21 protein-coding genes and 1 riboswitch are annotated in these 19,019 nt (G+C 30.0%); of the genes, 5 read left to right on the forward strand and 16 right to left on the reverse strand.

The window, feature by feature from the left end; genetic code table 11:
• Positions 1-4 precede the first annotated feature (4 nt).
• Complete coding sequence (sufD, locus tag LIX58_RS01520; RefSeq protein WP_126565182.1) at positions 5-1,312, reverse strand: Fe-S cluster assembly protein SufD; 1,308 nt, start codon at positions 1,310-1,312, stop codon at positions 5-7.
• A gap of 173 nt (positions 1,313-1,485) precedes the next feature.
• Positions 1,486-2,247 (reverse strand): Fe-S cluster assembly ATPase SufC, encoded by a 762-nt coding sequence (sufC, locus tag LIX58_RS01525; RefSeq protein WP_126565181.1) that lies wholly within the window; start codon positions 2,245-2,247, stop codon positions 1,486-1,488.
• Between the two features lie 338 nt (positions 2,248-2,585).
• Between sufC and LIX58_RS01530 the strand changes: the two genes are divergently transcribed.
• The gene (locus tag LIX58_RS01530; protein WP_126565180.1) at positions 2,586-3,440 is read left to right on the forward strand and encodes a DUF368 domain-containing protein; all 855 of its coding nucleotides are present in this window, start codon (positions 2,586-2,588) and stop codon (positions 3,438-3,440) included.
• Between the two features lie 708 nt (positions 3,441-4,148).
• Here the strand turns inward: LIX58_RS01530 and LIX58_RS01535 are convergent.
• The 12 genes from LIX58_RS01535 to LIX58_RS01590 all read right to left on the reverse strand — a co-directional run bounded on the left by LIX58_RS01535 (position 4,149) and on the right by LIX58_RS01590 (position 14,979).
• Positions 4,149-5,153, reverse strand: a complete 1,005-nt coding sequence (locus tag LIX58_RS01535; RefSeq protein WP_126565179.1) for a hypothetical protein — start codon at positions 5,151-5,153, stop codon at positions 4,149-4,151.
• Between the two features lie 11 nt (positions 5,154-5,164).
• On the reverse strand, positions 5,165-5,488 hold the full coding sequence (gene cas2, locus LIX58_RS01540) for a CRISPR-associated endonuclease Cas2 (RefSeq protein WP_154836553.1): 324 nt from the start codon (positions 5,486-5,488) through the stop codon (positions 5,165-5,167).
• The gene (gene cas1, locus LIX58_RS01545) at positions 5,478-6,380 is read right to left on the reverse strand and encodes a type II CRISPR-associated endonuclease Cas1 (protein WP_226386017.1); all 903 of its coding nucleotides are present in this window, start codon (positions 6,378-6,380) and stop codon (positions 5,478-5,480) included. Before cas1 ends, cas2 begins: the two co-directional genes overlap by 11 nt.
• A 1-nt stretch (position 6,381) precedes the next feature.
• Positions 6,382-9,558 carry a type II CRISPR RNA-guided endonuclease Cas9 gene (gene cas9, locus LIX58_RS01550; RefSeq protein ID WP_226386018.1) on the reverse strand — a complete coding sequence of 1,059 codons (3,177 nt, stop codon included), beginning with the start codon at positions 9,556-9,558 and terminating at the stop codon, positions 6,382-6,384.
• A gap of 180 nt (positions 9,559-9,738) precedes the next feature.
• On the reverse strand, positions 9,739-9,930 hold the full coding sequence (locus tag LIX58_RS01555; RefSeq protein WP_126565175.1) for a CsbD family protein: 192 nt from the start codon (positions 9,928-9,930) through the stop codon (positions 9,739-9,741).
• A gap of 421 nt (positions 9,931-10,351) precedes the next feature.
• Positions 10,352-11,167 carry a MetQ/NlpA family ABC transporter substrate-binding protein gene (locus tag LIX58_RS01560; protein WP_126565174.1) on the reverse strand — a complete coding sequence of 272 codons (816 nt, stop codon included), beginning with the start codon at positions 11,165-11,167 and terminating at the stop codon, positions 10,352-10,354.
• A 20-nt stretch (positions 11,168-11,187) separates the two neighbouring features.
• Positions 11,188-11,883 (reverse strand): methionine ABC transporter permease, encoded by a 696-nt coding sequence (locus LIX58_RS01565; protein ID WP_126565173.1) that lies wholly within the window; start codon positions 11,881-11,883, stop codon positions 11,188-11,190.
• Positions 11,876-12,901, reverse strand: coding sequence for a methionine ABC transporter ATP-binding protein (locus tag LIX58_RS01570; protein WP_154836551.1), 1,026 nt, complete (start codon positions 12,899-12,901; stop codon positions 11,876-11,878). Before LIX58_RS01570 ends, LIX58_RS01565 begins: the two co-directional genes overlap by 8 nt.
• An 82-nt stretch (positions 12,902-12,983) precedes the next feature.
• Positions 12,984-13,090, reverse strand: a riboswitch (SAM riboswitch).
• A gap of 57 nt (positions 13,091-13,147) precedes the next feature.
• Positions 13,148-13,444: a thioredoxin family protein gene (locus tag LIX58_RS01575; RefSeq protein ID WP_126565171.1), complete on the reverse strand. Its 297-nt coding sequence runs from the start codon at positions 13,442-13,444 to the stop codon at positions 13,148-13,150.
• Positions 13,437-13,823, reverse strand: a complete 387-nt coding sequence (locus LIX58_RS01580; protein WP_126565170.1) for a toprim domain-containing protein — start codon at positions 13,821-13,823, stop codon at positions 13,437-13,439. The genes LIX58_RS01575 and LIX58_RS01580 overlap by 8 nt, the downstream gene beginning before the upstream one ends.
• A gap of 265 nt (positions 13,824-14,088) precedes the next feature.
• Positions 14,089-14,469 (reverse strand): glycine cleavage system protein GcvH, encoded by a 381-nt coding sequence (gcvH, locus tag LIX58_RS01585; protein ID WP_103298694.1) that lies wholly within the window; start codon positions 14,467-14,469, stop codon positions 14,089-14,091.
• A gap of 156 nt (positions 14,470-14,625) precedes the next feature.
• Positions 14,626-14,979: an arsenate reductase family protein gene (locus LIX58_RS01590; RefSeq protein WP_126565169.1), complete on the reverse strand. Its 354-nt coding sequence runs from the start codon at positions 14,977-14,979 to the stop codon at positions 14,626-14,628.
• Positions 14,980-15,124: 145 nt separating this feature from the next.
• Here LIX58_RS01590 and LIX58_RS01595 point away from each other — a divergent pair, with 145 nt between their 5' ends.
• Positions 15,125-15,448: a thioredoxin family protein gene (locus LIX58_RS01595; RefSeq protein ID WP_126565168.1), complete on the forward strand. Its 324-nt coding sequence runs from the start codon at positions 15,125-15,127 to the stop codon at positions 15,446-15,448.
• 97 nt (positions 15,449-15,545) lie between these two features.
• Here the strand turns inward: LIX58_RS01595 and LIX58_RS01600 are convergent, their stop codons facing one another.
• Together LIX58_RS01600 and aroD are read right to left on the reverse strand one after the other, a co-directional pair.
• Positions 15,546-16,085 carry a nitroreductase gene (locus LIX58_RS01600; RefSeq protein WP_154836550.1) on the reverse strand — a complete coding sequence of 180 codons (540 nt, stop codon included), beginning with the start codon at positions 16,083-16,085 and terminating at the stop codon, positions 15,546-15,548.
• 70 nt (positions 16,086-16,155) lie between these two features.
• Entirely contained in the window at positions 16,156-16,881 is a 726-nt protein-coding gene (gene aroD, locus LIX58_RS01605) for a type I 3-dehydroquinate dehydratase (RefSeq protein ID WP_154836549.1), read from the reverse strand.
• 173 nt (positions 16,882-17,054) lie between these two features.
• Between aroD and LIX58_RS01610 the strand changes: the two genes are divergently transcribed.
• From LIX58_RS01610 to LIX58_RS01620, 3 genes are all read left to right on the forward strand, one after another.
• Positions 17,055-17,477, forward strand: coding sequence for an organic hydroperoxide resistance protein (locus LIX58_RS01610; RefSeq protein ID WP_103298699.1), 423 nt, complete (start codon positions 17,055-17,057; stop codon positions 17,475-17,477).
• Between the two features lie 261 nt (positions 17,478-17,738).
• On the forward strand, positions 17,739-18,230 hold the full coding sequence (locus LIX58_RS01615; RefSeq protein WP_126565165.1) for a GNAT family N-acetyltransferase: 492 nt from the start codon (positions 17,739-17,741) through the stop codon (positions 18,228-18,230).
• Between the two features lie 144 nt (positions 18,231-18,374).
• Positions 18,375-18,995, forward strand: coding sequence for a LysE/ArgO family amino acid transporter (locus LIX58_RS01620; RefSeq protein WP_226386019.1), 621 nt, complete (start codon positions 18,375-18,377; stop codon positions 18,993-18,995).
• Positions 18,996-19,019 lie beyond the last annotated feature (24 nt).

Consider the following 19,019-nt stretch of genomic DNA (forward strand, 5'->3'; position numbering starts at 1 on the left):
TCGATTATTTGTTTACTTTTAATTCGATAACTTCTCTTAATTGACGTTTAACGTCTTCGATTGGTAATTCACGTACAACTGGATCTAAGAAACCATGAATGACTAAGCGTTCAGCTTCTCTTTGAGAAATACCACGGCTCATTAAGTAGTAAAGTTGTTCTGGATCTACACGTCCAACTGATGCTGCGTGTCCTGCTTCTACGTCATCTTCATCAATTAATAAGATTGGGTTAGCATCACCACGTGCATGTTCAGAAAGCATTAAAACACGTGATTCTTGGTTAGCGATAGATTTCGTACCACCATGTTTAATATAGCCAATACCATTAAAGATAGATGATGCGTTCTCAAGCATAACCCCATGTTTCAAGATATAACCATTTGTTTCTTTACCGTATTGAACGATTTTAGATGTAAGGTTAATCTTTTGATCGCCAGTTCCAACGACTACTGATTTAAGTTCACTCGTAGAACGGTCGCCAATTAAATTTGTAGTATTATCAATAATTTGGCTACCTTCATTCATTAAGCCTAATGCCCAATTAATTGAAGCATCTGCTGCAGTTGTACCGCGACGAATGATATGACCAGTGAAGCCTTTATCAAGGTAATCTACTGAACCGTAAGTGATATTTGAGTTAGCACCTGCGATAACTTCAGAAATAATGTTTAATTGGTTACCTTCACCACTTGCAGTTGAAAGATAGTTCTCAACGTAAGTGACTTCAGCACTTTCTTCAGTTGCGATAATCACATGGTTGTAGAAGCTAGCATTCTCGTCATCATGTAATACAACGTATTGAATAGGATCTTCAACTACTACATTTTTAGGAACGTAAACGAATACGCCACCATTCATTAAAGCAGTGTGTAATGCTGTTAAGCGATGTTCATCAACACTTACTGCTTCAGTCATTAAATATTTTTGAACTAAATCACTGTGATTTACTAATGCGTCAGATAAACCTTCAATAATAACACCGTTGTTTTGCGCTTGTTCAGATACTTGTGTATAAGCTAACGCATTATTGTGTTGGATAATTAAGTTTTTAGAGTTTTCAACGTCGATAATGTTTTTTACTGCTTCAGGAAGTTCTGATAAATCATTGAATGCTTTTCCTTCAACATTATGTTCTTTAAATGTATCGAAATCCCATTTTCTTAATTTAGTTTTATCTGGTTTAGGCATTTCTAAAGTTTCTGTTAATTTCAACGCTTTTTGACGTAATTCAGTCATCCAAGAAGGTTCATTGTGCGCTTTAGAATAATCAACAAGTTGTTCTTCAGAAATGTTCAAAGTTTCAGTTGTCATAACTCTTTTTCCTCCTACTTGATGAAAAGTTTTAGCGACTGTAGAACGACTTTACCTCTTTTTTACTTTCGCAAGGTAAGCTTTCCCAGCCTTACATATTTAATAGCTTTAGTTAAGCTAGTGACATTGACTAAGCTCTGTCATGTTTCATCATTTAAATGAACATTTATAGACTATTCTTGAGCACCAAATTCTTCTTTAACCCATTCGTAACCTTCTTCTTCAAGACGTTTAGCTAATTCTGGGCCACCTGATTTAACTACTTTACCACCGTACATAACGTGTACTTTGTCTGGAGTAATGTAGTTTAATAAACGTTGATAGTGCGTAATCATTAATGCACCAAAGTTTTCACCGCGCATTTCATTGATACCTTTAGATACAACTTTTAATGCATCGATATCTAAACCTGAGTCAATTTCGTCAAGAATGGCAAATTTAGGTTCTAACATCATTAATTGTAAAATTTCGTTACGTTTTTTCTCACCGCCTGAGAAACCTTCATTTAAGTAACGTTGCGCCATATCTTTATCGATATCTAAGAAGTCCATTTGTTTATCTAATTTCTTAATGAATTGCATTAAGTTAATTTCTTGACCTTCTTCACGTTTAGCATTGATAGCAGAACGCATGAAGTCCGCATTTGTTACACCAGTAATTTCTGATGGATATTGCATAGCTAAGAAAAGACCTGCTTTAGCTCTTTCATCAACTTCTAATTCTAAAATATTAACGCCATCTAATAACACTTCACCTTGTGTTACTTCGTATGATGGATGTCCCATAATTGCAGATGATAAAGTAGATTTACCTGTACCATTTGGTCCCATGATTGCATGTACTTCATTTGTACTAACTGTTAAATTAACACCTTTTAAAATTTCTTTATCTTCAATAGACACATGTAGGTCTTTGATTTCTAATGTTGATGACATTTATATTCCCTCCGTAAATATAAAGTTTTCTTAACTAGTTTATAATAATTTTAATTTGTAGTCAAAAAGACTTTGTGTACTTTAATACACTTCATTATAACGCAAATATCCCCTAATATAAACTTATTAAAACGCTAAATTAGAGTCATTATTTAACTAAAATGATTTTTATCTAGCTTAATTTAGTACAATGAAACTGATAATCATAGGCTTGTTGTTCTCAATAACTTATTAGAATATATTTATAACTATTTTGTAATTTTATTTTCAAAAGATTTCCTTAATCTATGAAAATCTGTTATGATGCAATTTAACTTTTATTTAGAAAGGAGACATTCATGCAAGGTTTTAGGTGGATTAATATTGCAAAAGGATTTGGAATGGGAACGACTGATTTAATTCCCGGAATTAGTGGAGGTACTATCGCTTTATTATTAGGTATATACGATGATTTCATTTCATCGATTAGCGGTTTATTCTCTAAGCGATTTTGGCCTAGTTTGAAATTTTTACTTCCTATAATAATAGGAATGGGATTAGCCATTGGTATTTTAAGTAACCTTATTAATTATTTATTAGAACATCATCAAGTGGTTACCATGTTTTTCTTTACTGGATTAATCATTGGCATTATTCCATACTTATTAAGAACGGCGAATTTTAAAGAAACATTCCAAGCCAAGCACTATGTGGTTTTAATACTAGGTATCATCATTCTAGTGGCAATCACTTTAATGAATTCAGGTGAACAAAGTGCAGACACAACACTTCATTTATCTTTTAGTCTTATTATTAAATATTTTTTAGCTGGTGTATGTGCTTCTAGTGCTATGTTATTACCTGGAATTTCAGGATCGTTTATGTTGTTAGTATTTGGTGCTTATGGAACAGTAATGTTAGCAGTTGCAGACCTAGTTAAATTTAACTTTGATGGCTTGCCTGTATTGATAATTGTAGGACTTGGTATTATCGTAGGCTTTTTACTTTCAAGCCGTATGATCAAATACTTTTTACATCATCATTTTGTCATGACATTTGCTTTAATTACTGGATTTGTTATTGGCTCAATTTATGCCGTATTCCCTGGTTTACCTAGTGGTTCATTTGAGTGGTTAATAGCAATCGTATTATTGATAATTGGATTTGCCGGTAGTTATACATTAGGTAAAATTACCAGTGAAAATGAGAACTAGTAAATTTAAAAAATAAAATTAACGTCAGCGAAGAGAATAACTTCGTTGACGTTTTTGATTAACAAATAATTATTTTTCAAACAAAAAATCCCAACAATAAATTGTTGGGATAAACACGACATATAGTCTTGTTTTAGTAGATTCTGTAATTTTAGGTATAAGTACAAGTTAGCTAAACTTGTTCTACAACTATATTATATTTCTAACAGTGGCATAAAGTCAACTATTAATTGACTTATGTATTTTATAGATATATTACTCAAAATAGCCTTTTTTCATTTAACCAAGATTACTGATTTTCCGAGTATATTATCCCCTCTCAAATTCATTTAAATTTAAATATTAGAAATCAAAACTAATTAAACATTTAAATATTTATCATCATTACTAATTTTGTAGAGTACTAAAACGCCCGCGAGTAAAGTAAGGCAATCCATTGGGTTTTACTTATTCCTAAAATTACAGAGTACTAAAACTTAATTGTTTCAGTCATATTTAATCAATCCGTCTCACTTATACCTAAAATTACAGAGTACTAAAACCAAAAGATGGTTATTTATTCATTAAAACAAGTCTCACTTATACCTAAAATTACAGAGTACTAAAACCTCTAGCACTATTTAGTAAGAGAAAATTTAGTACGTACTGGGAAGCTATCTAAACTCCCCCATTACTTTAATAATAAATCTAATATATGTAGTTAATCAATTAATATTTTGATAATTGATCAATATATTTTTTAATACTTTCTGATAATTGGTCATCTTTAAGATTTAACTTAAATTTATGATTACAATGTTGTAAATATGATATTCCTACATACAAATCAATAGAATTAAATAACATAATTTGTGATATTTGATAATTAGATATTGTAGGATTTACTTCGATTTTATCATGATAAGTTAAAATAAAACGGTTTAAACTTTCTTCTAATTCTTTTCTTCGATAATTAAGAGGTGCATGCCAAAGTAGTTTATCAATAAAATCATTATTTATCTTTTGTTCTTCATTTCTTATATAATTATTAAATTTCCATTCTTTAGACATAAAATGCAGCGATCCTGTTAAAACAATAATTTTAACTCCTAGTGACTCCAATAAAGCTTTTAACTTTATTTGTTCATTGGGACTTAAATTTGCTTCTGGATATAAATAAATTAACAATAATTTATTACTGAATTGAGTGTTCAATTCGTCTACTATTAAAGGTAGAATGTTTTCAATTCGAGTAATCAGCTTTGAGTAATCTTTTTTTAATTCAAATTCAAAACTTAATAATTTAATAAATTGCTTTATATCGAAAGTCTTTGTTTTTAAGGGCAAATCATTATGATTTATATTCTCTAATAAATCAGATAAAAGAATGTTCATTGAATTTATGTATCCCGAACTTTCAAAATTATTGGAGTAATCTCTTTGAATTTTCTTATTTAAAATTGAGGAGGAACTTAAAGCATGTTCTTCCTCAATTTTGTTATTATCAATTATTATACTTTCATATTCTAAATTTGATACTGACTCTTGATTTAAAACATCAATGATGGAAACCTCATTTTTGTTTGAATTTCTTTTTTTAAAATATTGACTAATAGTTTCTAGTAAATCTTCTTCAATTGTTTCATGCTCATTATAAATAGCAGTATAATTCCCAATATTCAAATTAACTTTAGGCACTAACTCAGATTTTATTTGCCAAATTATATGTTCCATAAGCCATCCTTTTAAAAAATAATCGTACGATTATCCCCTAATATTTCAATATTTTGATTTTCTTCACCCAATAATATTTGCATATGTTGATATTGTTTTTCCGTAATAATTAATGCTCTAACATGTCCTTCCACAGGTAAAAAAGAATTCACTCTTTTTATAGTTTGATTTGCAGCATCTTTATTAATAACACTTTTAATATAAATTGAGTATTGCATCATTAAAAAACCATCTTCAATTAACCTTTTTCTAAATTTACTATAAATTCTTCTTTGTTTTTTTGTTTCTACAGGTAAATCAAACATTAGTAATACTCTCATAAATCTATAGCTCATAAAAATGATATTTCTTAAGATTAGGAAATTTTAATGATTGAATGTCACCATCTTTAAAGTACTCAATTATTGATTGTACCATGATATCTATTGCCCTTATCACCGTTTGCATCTTACCATCAATTTCAACACGCGCATGTAGTAAATTAATTATTTTTAACCTATATTCTTTTGTTAAATAATCTTCAGGTGGATGTTTTAACAAGAATAGATCAACTAATGCTCTAAAAGGCTCTATTAAATCCAAGGCTAGGTTAAAATGATTTCTTCCTCCAATATGGTGGATACCAATAGCCGGTATTAATCCTTTAGCTACAATTGTCCTAGCAATGGCAGAATTAAGAATGGTATAGCCGTAATTTAATACAGCATTTTCTATTAGCTCTTCATTATCTCTAGTAAAATTTTGAAAAAAGCTATTGAAATAATACTTAGCAGCTTGGCCTTCTATATTATTTCTATCAAAGAGAGCTACTGAATTTTTTAATTCGTTCATTTTTTGTATTCTATTATGTTCAACATTCATATATCTCATGCATTCAATTTGATTTTGAATTTTATTTTTAACGATTATGCGCCATAGTTCACTTTTCCGTGCTTCATCCCACTTCAACTGTTCTTTCATTTGTATATACTGATTAAAATGTCCAGAAATAGGTTGTAGGGTACACTCTGGTAAATGTTTCTGATTACAAAAAATAACTAAAATATTATAATTCGAAAGTTCGACTAAAAGTCTAGATGTAATAGTAACAGTTAAATCTTCAACTACTAAAGCAAAAATATCAGGCAGGGGAATTTTAGTTTCTAAATCTCCTTTTCTTATTTTTAAGCTATTTAAGTTTAATGACATATGATTTACATCTGTAACATAAACTATTCTCCAACTCATTTTAATTACCTCGTTTAAAAAGTAATTGTGGTTTTTGAATATTTTTCTGATAATATATATTTCCTAATACATCAGTATGCAATATTTTTATTGATTTCACTTTCTTACCTATTGTTTTTTTAATTCTTGCTTCACCTTTAACATTATTTAATTCGCAATATTCTTTATATCTAATGTTGGGTAAATCTAATTCTATTAAATTTCGCTTGTCACTGTTAACTCCTATAATTTTATATACTTCACCGTCTAGTTCAATTAAATCATTATAATAAAAACTTCCTATAAATTGTGAACTTTTATCAATACTTTTATTTGCTTTTAAATTATTATATGTTTCAGTTGGAATGTAATAGTAACTATCTTTCTTAAGAATATCTAAGTACGAAATCGTTATAAATTTATATCCTTTATCAGTTAAGTAAACATCGAAACGAAGCGATTTAATTGATAATCTCACTAATTGTTTTTTTGAGTCTTCATACTTATGAGTGACATCCAAATGATTACCAACTTTATTGCTTAACATCTTAATTGTTTTAACTATAGGCCCATTATCTTTTTTACTATATTTAGTTAAATACTCTCCCGTTTCCTCATGATATTTAGCCAATGGATTTTTTTCATTAGAATATTGTTTCATAATCGTTTCTAACTTTTCGAATGTTTTAGGATCATGTTGGTACATTAAAAATTTTTCAGGATTTTTATTAAAATGTTTCTTTAAATCCGTATTATCTTTACTATATATATTTTTAATTGTTTGAACTATATAAGCGTCGTCTCCTACTTGTCTCGTTGAATACAGAGTATCATTTATTAGTTGTCTATTAGGCTTTTTATCAACTCTATGAGAGAATTTAAAATCTTTAAATTCTTTGATATCAGTTACTTGTTGAGGGATATTAAATAATTCTTTATATTCATCTTCATTTTTTATTCTTGTAGAATTTTCTACTTTATTTAATTCATTACTTTCTGTAGGTTTTTCAAGTACTTTATTCGCTTCTTTTAACTTTTTATTTTCTTTAAATAAAAAGTCTGCGTTAGCAATAATTAAAGCGTCTTCTGCATGATGTTTATAACCATGATTTCTTTCTTTTTTAAATTTCCATACTTTTCTTAAATAATCAGTAAAGCTACCATTGATAGTTTTAATTTTGACATTCATATCATTAGCACTAAAATAAGCTTTTAAATAATTTGATAATTCTCTTGTAGCATAGCGCGTACCTACTAAGTTTCGATTAATAAATTCTTTTTTGACCTCAAATTTATTGATATCACGTTCTTCTAATAAATATTCTTTCTTTTTCTTAGAAATTCTATCTTTTGATTTACTTAAATTTAAGATATGTTGCTTAAATTGATTATAAGAAATTTTGGCTTCTCCTGAATTAAGATATTGATAAGGAGTTCGGTTACCTTTTTTACTATTTTCTGTCTGTTTAACTAAAACTTTATTTTGATATGAATTATCAAATGATACTGATCGCGGAATAATATGATCGACTTCATAATAATTAGGATTATTAAGTAAGTCCTCTAAAGGTATGCTCTCTAATGAATATAAACATTTTCCTTCTTGCTCATCATGTAGTTTAATTTTTTCAACTAATCTTTTAGCATTTTGATTCCCATATTCCCCGATAATTTCATTGATGCGTTGTCTTGTTTTTTCATTTTTCCTTTGAAGTCCATTGATAAACTTTTGTTTATCTTTAGAGTTATTCTCTCTGGCTAATTCAATAATAATATCGTTAGGTATACCATATTTTTCAATAATTTTATTAATCACATTAATAGCTTGGCCAAATGTTCTTTTAACCACTGGAGATAGTATAAATTCATCTATCATATCTTTTGGAATTTTATTAGATTTTTTCAAATCAATTTTTTTAGGTTTAATATTTAAATAAGAGAATATTTCCATTTGATTTCTCGATGAATGCCATAATTCTTCTAATACTAAATTGATACATTTTAATGATAATCTATGGGTGCCGTTATACCCCGTTAAATTAGAAATATTTTCTTTATCTGTCTCATTTATTGTTTCATCTAACTTACTTAATTCATTTTTAATACTTCCTTTGTCTTGATAAACTGTTAAAATTTCTGCGATTTGATCTAAAAGAGATACATTTTCTAAAATGCTTTGGTCTTTTAGAACCTTTTTCAAATCATGATATAATTTAAATTCTGTAAAATTTTCTTTACCAGATTTAGTAATTCTATATCCTTTAATATCTTCAGGAGTGACACCAATTTCGTTAGCTATTTGTTTTAATGTAGGTTTTTTCTTTTGTTTAAATACATTCTCAATAATGTGATATTTTTCATAATACTCAAGTTTAGTTGATCCATCTCTTTGAATCACTAAATTATTCAAATCATTTAACGCATTAAATAAATCAGCAGAATATGCATATTTTACACTTCTCAATTCTTCAGGAAAATAAGTACAATGGCCCATTAACATTTCATACCATTTTTTTAGATCTCCATTCCAGCCAAATGGACTTCCTTCGCCAGGACCTTCAAAATATTCTCTTCTTGTTTTAACTAATTCTATATATTTATTAATGAAATGCTCATCTAAATTATGGATGTTTTTCTGTACTTTTAAAATTTGTTCAGCTTCTTTAATAATATCCGAAGTCTTAAATCTATTTTCTTCTCCGCGAACTTTCCCTTCATTAAATCTTTCTAATAATAACTCACACACAAATTTATCTTTTAATAAATTTTTATTTTTAGACAACTGTTCTTTGGTAGAAAGTTGGTTTCCTTCTTCACCGTCTTGTTCTACTACATCAATATTATGTATACCTCTTCTTTTTGCTAAATGTAATAATGCAATAACTAATTCTTCACGTGTTAATTCTTCTTTTAATCCTTTTACACGAATGTCATATGGATTGGTAGATTTAGGTACATCATTTAATTCCACTAACTTATATTCATTTAAAAGTTGTTTAATACGATCTAACCTATGAATTCTTCTTCTTTTTAATCTACGCGCACCTCTTTTACTTCTTCTTCCTTCATTATTTTCAACATTAGCTTCTGGAAACAATCTAACACCAGCATCAATAATAGTTTTATCTTCATAATTTATAATCCCATAACCTACTGAGGTAATACCAATATCTAAACCTAAAATATAATTTGTCGTCATTATAAATCACCCACCCTTTATTTATAATTAAATTATAATTTAAAAATAATAGGCGTGGTAATATTTTTTTGATTAATTTTTAAATATGTTAGTATCATACATTAATTAATATTTATTAAGTTAAAACATAAAAAAGCCTAGACGCATATAGCACCTAGGCTTTACTAGTTATTTAACGAATTATTTATTGTCGTCGCCTTTAACTTTGTCGATTAAGTCGTTAGCTTTTTCTTTTACGTTATCAACAACTTCTTTTGCTTTGCCAGAAGCTTTGTCACCTTGGCCATCTTTTTCTAAATCTTTATTATCAGTTGCGTTACCAACTGTTTCTTTAATATTACCTTTTGCTTGTTCAAATTTATCTTCAGCCATTTGAAATTCCTCCTTGATAGACTGTATGTCTTATTTAATTATTATGTACCCGTACTTTTCTATGTTAAACATATTTTCTTCATTTACTGAGAATTTTTTAATCTTAATAAATTGTATATAATAGGTGGTAACAGTACATATTATATTAGAAAGGACTGAGTTAAAAATGAGATTTATACATTTTACTGCAATGACAGAAAATGGTTTAAATAAAAAAGTAAATCGATTTTTAGAAGAAAACCCAAATATCGAAATAATTAAATTCGATTATAGTGCAGGCTCAGGTAGTTTTGGAGTTGCGCTACTTTATAGATACCTTTCGACATTTTAAAAACATTCAAGTAATAACTATTATCATCAGTCTCTACATAACAAAAGCCCTGAACCATAACGGTTACAGGGCTTTAACTTATTTCAAATATTATTTAGCAGGTACAACGGCACCTTTATATTTATCATTGATGAAATCACGAATATCTTTAGACTGTAATACTTCAACTAAAGCTTTGATTTTTTCATCATCTTTGTGTCCTTTTTGAACAGCAATTAAGTTAGCATAAGGATTGTCGTTTGCTTTTTCAACTACGATTGAATCTTTTTGAGGGTTTAAACCTTGATCAATTGCATAGTTAGAGTTGATGATAGCAGCATCTACATCTTGATTTTGATAAATTTTTGGTAAGTATTCAGCTGATTGTTTGTTATTGAATTTAATGTCTTTTTTGTTTTCAGTGATATCTTCGAATTTAGCGTCTTCGATTTTAACACCTTTTTTGATTTTAATTAAACCTTCATCAACGAAGAATTTTAAGAAACGACCTTGTTCAGCTGGGTTGTTAGAAACGTATACTGTAGCACCTTTTGGAAGGTCTTTTAAGCTTTTATATTTTTTAGAATATACAGCCATTGGTTCTAAGTGAACTTTACCAGCATCTTCAATTTTGTATCCTTTTTCTTTACTTTCAGTTTTTAAGTAAGGTACGTGTTGGAAATAGTTAGCGTCTAATTCACCTTTATCTAATAATTTGTTTGGTGTAGTGTAGTCGTTAATTGTTTTAATTTCTAAGTCATAGCCTTTCTTTTTAAGTAAAGGTTTTGCTTTTTCTAAGATTTCAGCGTGAGGAGCTGGTGAAGCACCAACTACGATTTTTTTATCTTTGTCCCCTCCGCCATTTCCACATGCGGCTAATACAACAGTAAGTGTAAGTACTAAAAATAAACTTAAAAGTTTTTTCATTAAATCAAACCTCTTTTCCCTTATCGTTTATCAATTTTATTTGCAATCCAATCCCCAATGAATTGAATTATAAATACAATAATTAAAATGAAGACTGTTGAAACTAAAATGACATCATTTTGGCTACGTGTGAAACCAGTTAAGTAAGCTAAGTTACCTAAACCGCCTGCACCAATAACACCGGCAATTGCAGTTGAACCAACTAAAGCAATCGCTGTAACAGTAATACCTGATACAAGTGCTGGCATTGATTCTGGAAGTAATACTTTCCAAATAATTGTCCATGTGTTTGCTCCCATTGATTGAGCCGCTTCGATGACACCTTTGTCAATTTCCTTAAATGCAATTTCTACTAATCTTGCGTAGAATGGTGCTGCACCAATAATTAAGGCTGGTAATGCACCAGTAGGACCACTTATTGTTCCTAAAAGAACACTTGTAAATGGAATTAATAACAAGATTAAGATAATAAATGGAATTGCTCGGAATAAGTTAACAATAAATGAAACTATGCTATAAAATATTTTTGCCCCAGTAGAATTGCTTCTAGCTGAAAGGAAGAGTAATACACCTAAGATTAAGCCTAGAATAAACGCGAAGATTGTTGAAACGATAGTCATATATAACGTTTCATAAATCGCTTGCCATACATCTGGCCATTGTACATTAGGCATTGTAACCATTTCATGAAGAATATCACCATATGATTTATTCATGCTTAATCACCTCCACATTGACATATCGCTTATGTAAATCATTTTTAAATTCTTCAAAAGCCTCATGCGTAATATGTGGAATATGGATAACTAAAAATCCAATTGAACCATCACGTGTATTTTTAATATTTGCTTCAAGAATATTAATATCAATATTCAAATTTTTAGTTATGTAAGACACGATAGGTTCAGTAGTGTTGTTGCCATTGAAATTAAGTCTCACAATGTAAGCATCTGAATCTAATGGTTCTAAATGTTTAATTGACTCTTCAAAGTCATCATCTAAATCATCTTTGACAAAGCGTTTTGTCACTTCGTGTTGAGGATTTTCAAAGACTTCACTTACTCTACCTTTTTCAATGACACGTCCATTTTCCATAACAGCTACTTCATCACAAATACGTCTGATTACTTGCATTTCATGAGTGATGATAACAATCGTAAGATTTTGACTCTCTTTTATTTTTAATAGTAAATCTAAAATTTCATCGGTAGTTTGTGGGTCAAGTGCACTTGTTGCTTCGTCGCACAATAACACGTCTGGATCATTTGCCAATGCACGTGCGATACCTACTCTTTGCTTTTGTCCACCAGATAATTCTGAAGGATAAGCATTTTCTCTACCTTTTAAGCCTACAAGCTCAACAAGTTCCAAAGCTTTTTGCTTAGCTTTCTCTTTAGAGACGCCAGCAATTTCAAGCGGAAACATAATATTTTTTAAAACAGTTCGTGACCACAATAGATTAAAATGTTGGAATACCATACTTACTTTTTGACGTTTTTTTCTTAACTCTGCTTTTGAAAGTTTGTTAATATTGTCGCCATCTATAATAATGTCCCCTGATGTAGGTTCCTCTAGATTATTGAACATTCTAATTAACGTACTTTTACCAGCACCAGAGAATCCAATCACTCCAAAAATTGAGCCTGATTCTATTTTTAAGTCAACGTGATCAACTGCTAGAACATCTTTATTCTTTGTGTGATAGCGTTTAACTACTTGATTTAATTCAATCACGTTAAGTGCCTCCTTAAAACTTTATGTAATTAAAAAATGCTTTCCCACTTTAGTTAAGTTGAGAAAGCATTGAAATATCTTTCTCTCATCTTCTAAAGTGTTAAACTTTATGTGAATTGGCACCATTTCTATTGTCTAGACGGTTGCCGGGCTTCATAGGGCACATCCCTCCACCTCTCTTGATAAGAGTTTTCGCACTATTTAATTAATTTATATCCTATCATTGCACTATAAATTCGTCAATCATTATTTTAATTTTTCTAACAAATAAGGTACAGATTGAAATGCGTAGATTCTATCTAGTTCCTTATCCTTACTCATAATCATTAACACAGGCACGGACATAATTTTATTTTCTTCGCTAAATTCTGGATGAAAATTTAAATCTATCTTTTTAATAGGCAATTTTAAAATCTCATTTGCGATGTCTAGCATGCGCTCAGAAATTTTACATGTGCCACACATGGGCGTATACCCAAATATAAGATGTTTATTTTCTTTGAAGTTTTCTCTAATATCTTCTACTTTTGTTGTACTACTCATTCATTAATACTAACCTTTCAGTCGTTAAATTAGGTATGAGACGCTTCTCCTTTCGAACAGTAAAACCGTATCTGCTCAAAACATTAGCAAGATAGTTTTTAGGACATCGCGCGACTTCACAGTACGTTTTATCAACATAAATGTGCTCACTTTCGCTCAGATATCGTTTGAACCACTTTCTAATTTTCTCACCCTCGTCATCTGAATCTGCAAGTACATACACTTGCTTATCATATAATGATTCGATCATATCATCTATCTTGTCGATACTCATTGTACCATGCGTACAGATAATATTGACAGGTTCAGCGATGACTTGTTGTACTCTCTTCTTATCAGATTTACCTTCAACAATAATAACTTTATTTAAAATTGCCATGCTCATCCACCTTCTAAGTCGATAATAAACAATCATTAACTTCTTCACAGAATAATCAAATTCTAAACTTATTTTACTAAGACTTAACATTTAGAATGATTTATTTTTGAAAGGCTCACTAACTATCATTATTTAATTTTAACGTGTATATACTTACCCTTACATATATGTATTTTAAGTGCGGGTTATTGTATTAATATTTGAGTAAATTAATTTTTATAAAATAAAAAACTCCATGATACGAAATCAAGGAGTTCCCTGTTAATTATTCACCAATCATTTCAGAATATTGATCAGCACTTAATAACTCGTCTAATTGACTTTCATCGCTAAGTTCAACTTTAACCATCCATGCTTTTTCGTATGGTGATTCGTTTACGAACTCAGGGCTATCTTCTAATTCTTCGTTAGTTTCAACAATTTTACCAGATACTGGTGCATATAATTCAGAAACAGTTTTAACTGATTCTACGCTACCAAAAGTATCCCCTTCGTTGATTTCATCGTCAACGTCTGGTAATTCAACGAATACGATATCACCTAATTCGCCTTGTGCGTATTCAGTAATACCAATTGTTACTGTATTGCCTTCAACTTTAACCCATTCATGTTCTTTAGAATATTTTAATTCGCTCGGTACTGCCACGAAAATCCCCTCCTAAAATTAATTACAATTTAATGATGCCATACCGTTACTTTTCATTCAACTATTAATATTAAAAGTTGATACAATTTATTGAATTAATATTTGTAAAATTAAACTATTTTAACTAATATGAAAAATTATCACTTCATAAAAGGGTTATAGCCAAGTTTCTTTATATTGATCTTCCTTAAATCCTAAAGTTATTTTGTCACCTGAAATCGCTAATGGACGTTTAACTAACATTCCATCTGAAGCTAATAGTTCTAATTTTTCGTCATCAGCTAAATCTTTCAATTTATCTTTTAAGCCTAATTCTCTGTATTTAGCTCCATGCGTATTAAATAATTTATTAATTTCTACACCTGTTTTTTCGATGATATCTTCAAATTCTTTTTTTGTTGGTGTATGTTGCACAATATCAATCGGCTCGTAACTTACGCCATGTGTCTCTAAAAATTTAGCTGCTTTTTTACAAGTCGTACAATTTGAATATTGATAAAATTTAATCATTCAGATGTAACCTCCTATTTTGATTTAACCTAAATATATCAGAAAACTTATGTAAACGCTCTATATTTTTTAAGCTTAATTTTTCGATTAAAATAAATATTTCGTTATAATATAATTAGCATTTAATTAAAAGGAGCGTATATAAATGAAAAGCATTCAAACAACAGACGAATTTAAATCTACAATCCAAAGTGACCAACCCGTTATCGTGAAATTCGAAGCAGGTTGGTGTCCTGATTGTAAAGCAATGGACATGTGGATTGATCCAATCGTCGAGAAATATAACCAATATGAATGGTTTACAGTCAATCGTGATGAACTTGAAGATGTAGCTGCTGATAATGAAGTAATGGGCATCCCAAGTTTATTAGTATTTGAAAATGGCAATAAACTTGCACACTTACATTCAGCTAATGCGAAATCACCAGAACAAGTTGAATCATTCTTAGAAGAAACATTTAACAAGTAAGGGTTAGAACAGAAAATACATTTTTAATTTAGTCATCTATTGCCAAATTAATTAAGACGGCTAAGACATTGATTTGTCTCAGCCGTCATTTTTTATTCTAATACTCAGAAATTAAGTTTTTACTTTTACGTTGTGCTTTTGGTGGTACTACTTCTAAATCTGTTAAATAAAGTAAACCAGCAATCGCTTCATCATCTTTAATACCTAATACTTTACGCACTTTAGGTTCAAAGATGTAAGTTGGTGTTTTCCAACATGTGCCAATACCTTTTTCATATAATAGTAACATTAAGTTTTGAGCATACGCGCCCATCGCAAAGAAATTCTCACGATTTTGACGTTGGCGTGGGTCCGTCTTTAATACTAGTACTAACATCCCACCTAGATTTGTCACTGCATTATAGTGATCTTCTTGTTTATCTGGACTATTTGGAAAGGCGAATGGTGTCACATCTCTACTCATATCGCCTAATCTATCTTTTGCTACATGGATAACTCTCCACGGCTCTCTCATCCCATGATTAGGAGCATCTGTAGCTTTCTCAATCGCATCAAATAATGCGTCATCATCAATAGTCATATCATGTTTAAATTTTTTAATACTTCTTCTTGAAGAAATTGCTTCTTGTAGTTCCACAATTATCGCTCCTTCATAATGATAACTATTATCAATTATAAACTTTTATATAAGTAAATTCAAATGTATGCTACATGTCTTCATAGAATGACAATTGGTCTTTCAACGTTTTCACATGTAGTTGTCCTGGTGCTTGAGGTGTTCCTAAACATCCGTATGAAACAGATCCTCCAAAGGCACCTTGTGCTACTCGGCTAACTACGCCTAACTGTGACATCGAAATACCAATGACCTTAGGATAAACGGCATCTACACTTGTAGCCATCGCTTGTAATAACGTAGCAACATCTTCTCGACATTGTGGCATAACCGCAATTTTGACATAATCAGGATTCAATTGATGCATTTTATAATAAGTAAATTTTAGTATGTCTATTTCTGGTGTTTCTTGAAAATTATGATACGACACTACAACTTGTTTATCATTCCTTTGTGCTAAACGAACAAAATCACGATGAGCAATGACATCATAATCACTATCCCATTCAATATCAATCATGTGACAGTAATCCAAATGTGCAATATCTTGTAAAAGCTTCATATAAGCTTCATAAGGTAAGCTGCCTTTACCTCCTTGTGAAATTGTGCGGTATGTGACCAATACTTTAAAATCAGCACCTTGATTGTGTAGTATTTCGAGATTTTTAGTAAGCAATTGAATATGATTTTCTGGCCATTGATCAATACGTAATTCCACTATATCTATCTCATTCTGATATTGGTTTAAATCGTCTAATGTGACGGTATCTACTAATTCTGTTGGTGCTATGGTTGCGGCTACTTCTACAGTTGTCATGGAACTCCCTACTTTCTCGATATTATTTTGTTTTATTTTAAACTATTGTGTCTCTAACTCCAACCTTATGAGGTTTTTGGTCCTTCATTTTCCAAAAAAATTAAATATGTATGATTTAAAAATTTAAAGGTGGGTATACAGTGATTGAACACGAAATTTAGGAGGTAATAATAATGGCAGTTCAATATGAAACTAAAGCAACAAACGTTGGTGGACGTAAAGGACATGTTCACACTGACGATAATGCAATTAATGTAGATGTATTACCACCACAACAAGCGGACGGAAACGCAACTAACCCTGAACAATTATTCGCAGCTGGTTATGCTTCATGCTTCAATGGTGCATTCGATCTTATCTTAAAACAAAACAAAGTTCGCGATGCTGAACCTGAAGTAACATTAACAGTACGTTTAGAAGATGATCCTAATGCTGAAAGTCCAAAATTAGGCGTATCTATCGATGCAAAAGTTAAAAACGTATTATCACAAGAAGACGCTGAAAAATATCTACAAGAAGCACATGAATTCTGCCCTTACTCAAAAGCAGTAAAAGGTAACGTAGATGTTGACTTAAACGTTCAAGTTGTAGACTAATTTCAATAGTCATTAAAAAAATAAAACATAAATTTTAATAGAGTAGAATGATGTATATTGAGTACATCATTCTACTCTTTTTTGAACAAAAGTTTATTTGGTCTCGTTAAAACGCATTATATCCTCAAAATATTTATTATTTTTTTACTATTTTCAAATATAAAAACTTGTCACTAAAAATTAGATTGCGTGTTTTTAAATATTACTTTATTATCAAATTATATTATTAAAAGTTTTTATATGATTTATGAGGAGGATATAATGGCTAATATTCGGATACTTAATACTGAAGATTTAGAAATTTATAAAGCACTATTAGCAAATAATGCCTATACATTTTCTTGGGATCAGCTTTATCACCAACATGTTTCAGACGATTATCTACTTAATATCCTCTCTTCAAATGATGAATATTGGAATATTTTTGGCATATTTAAAAATAACGAACTAGCTGCTTGTGTAACGTTGCGACAACTTAGGCAAATTGGAAGACAACATAAAGCTATTGTTGAAAACCTCTTCTTGAAAGTTAAGAAAGACGAAATCATCGCTCAAGATTTAGTATGTGAAGTCATTAATTATGCGAAAAAACAAGGAATTGAAAAATTAATGACCTGTGTCACATCTAATAATATTAGTGGCAAAATATTCTTTACCTCTTTCGGTTTTGAAATGCTTGGTTTAGAAGAAAATTCAGCTAAAGTCGGCGATGAATATTTCGATGTTCATTGGCTACTTTATGACATAACTTAAACTTTTAAAAATGCCTATAAATAAGCATTAGTAGCCTCAAAAAACCACTCTAGCTAAATGCTATTAATCTATTATAATAAGTGTTGCATTTTAAATTTTTGGAAAATTATAATTATTCGGCATTAAAATAGATGGGGTGTTTTTTTGATTCAGGCAATCATTCACGGTTTATTATTGGCATTGGGATTAATTTTACCATTAGGTGCACAAAATATTTTCATTTTCAATCAAGGTGCAAACCACACTAGGTTTAAACGAGTTATTCCAGTAATTATTACTGCAGGTTTATGTGATACAATTTTAATTCTTTTAGCGGTTATAGGAATTTCTATTATTTTACTTAAAATTCCGGTATTGCAATTAATTATTTATATCATCGGCCTCATATTCTTATTTTTTATGGCCTGGACCTTGTGGAATGCTTCCCCTCAAACAGTAGAGGTATCGAATCAAACCTTTTCACCGCGTAAACAAATTAGCTTTGCATTATCTGTGTCCTTATTAAATCCCCATGCGATTATGGATACGATTGGAGTCATTGGCACCAGTGCTTCTACTTATTTTGGTTCTGAAAAGATAGCATTTACATTAGCAACGATTTCCGTTTCTTGGTTGTGGTTTATCTTTTTAGCAATACTTGGACGTACAGTGGGTCAAATTGACAAATCTGGCAAGCTTGTTCTCCTGTTAAATAAATTATCAAGTATGATTATTTTAATCGTTGCATTCATTATTATTATGAAAATTTGGCATATACTATTTTAGGTTGCAAAATTAAAAATGAGCGTG

It is taken from the genome of Staphylococcus sp. Marseille-Q1834 (assembly GCF_916858875.1).
In the GTDB taxonomy this organism is placed as follows: Bacteria; Bacillota; Bacilli; order Staphylococcales; family Staphylococcaceae; genus Staphylococcus; species Staphylococcus pragensis.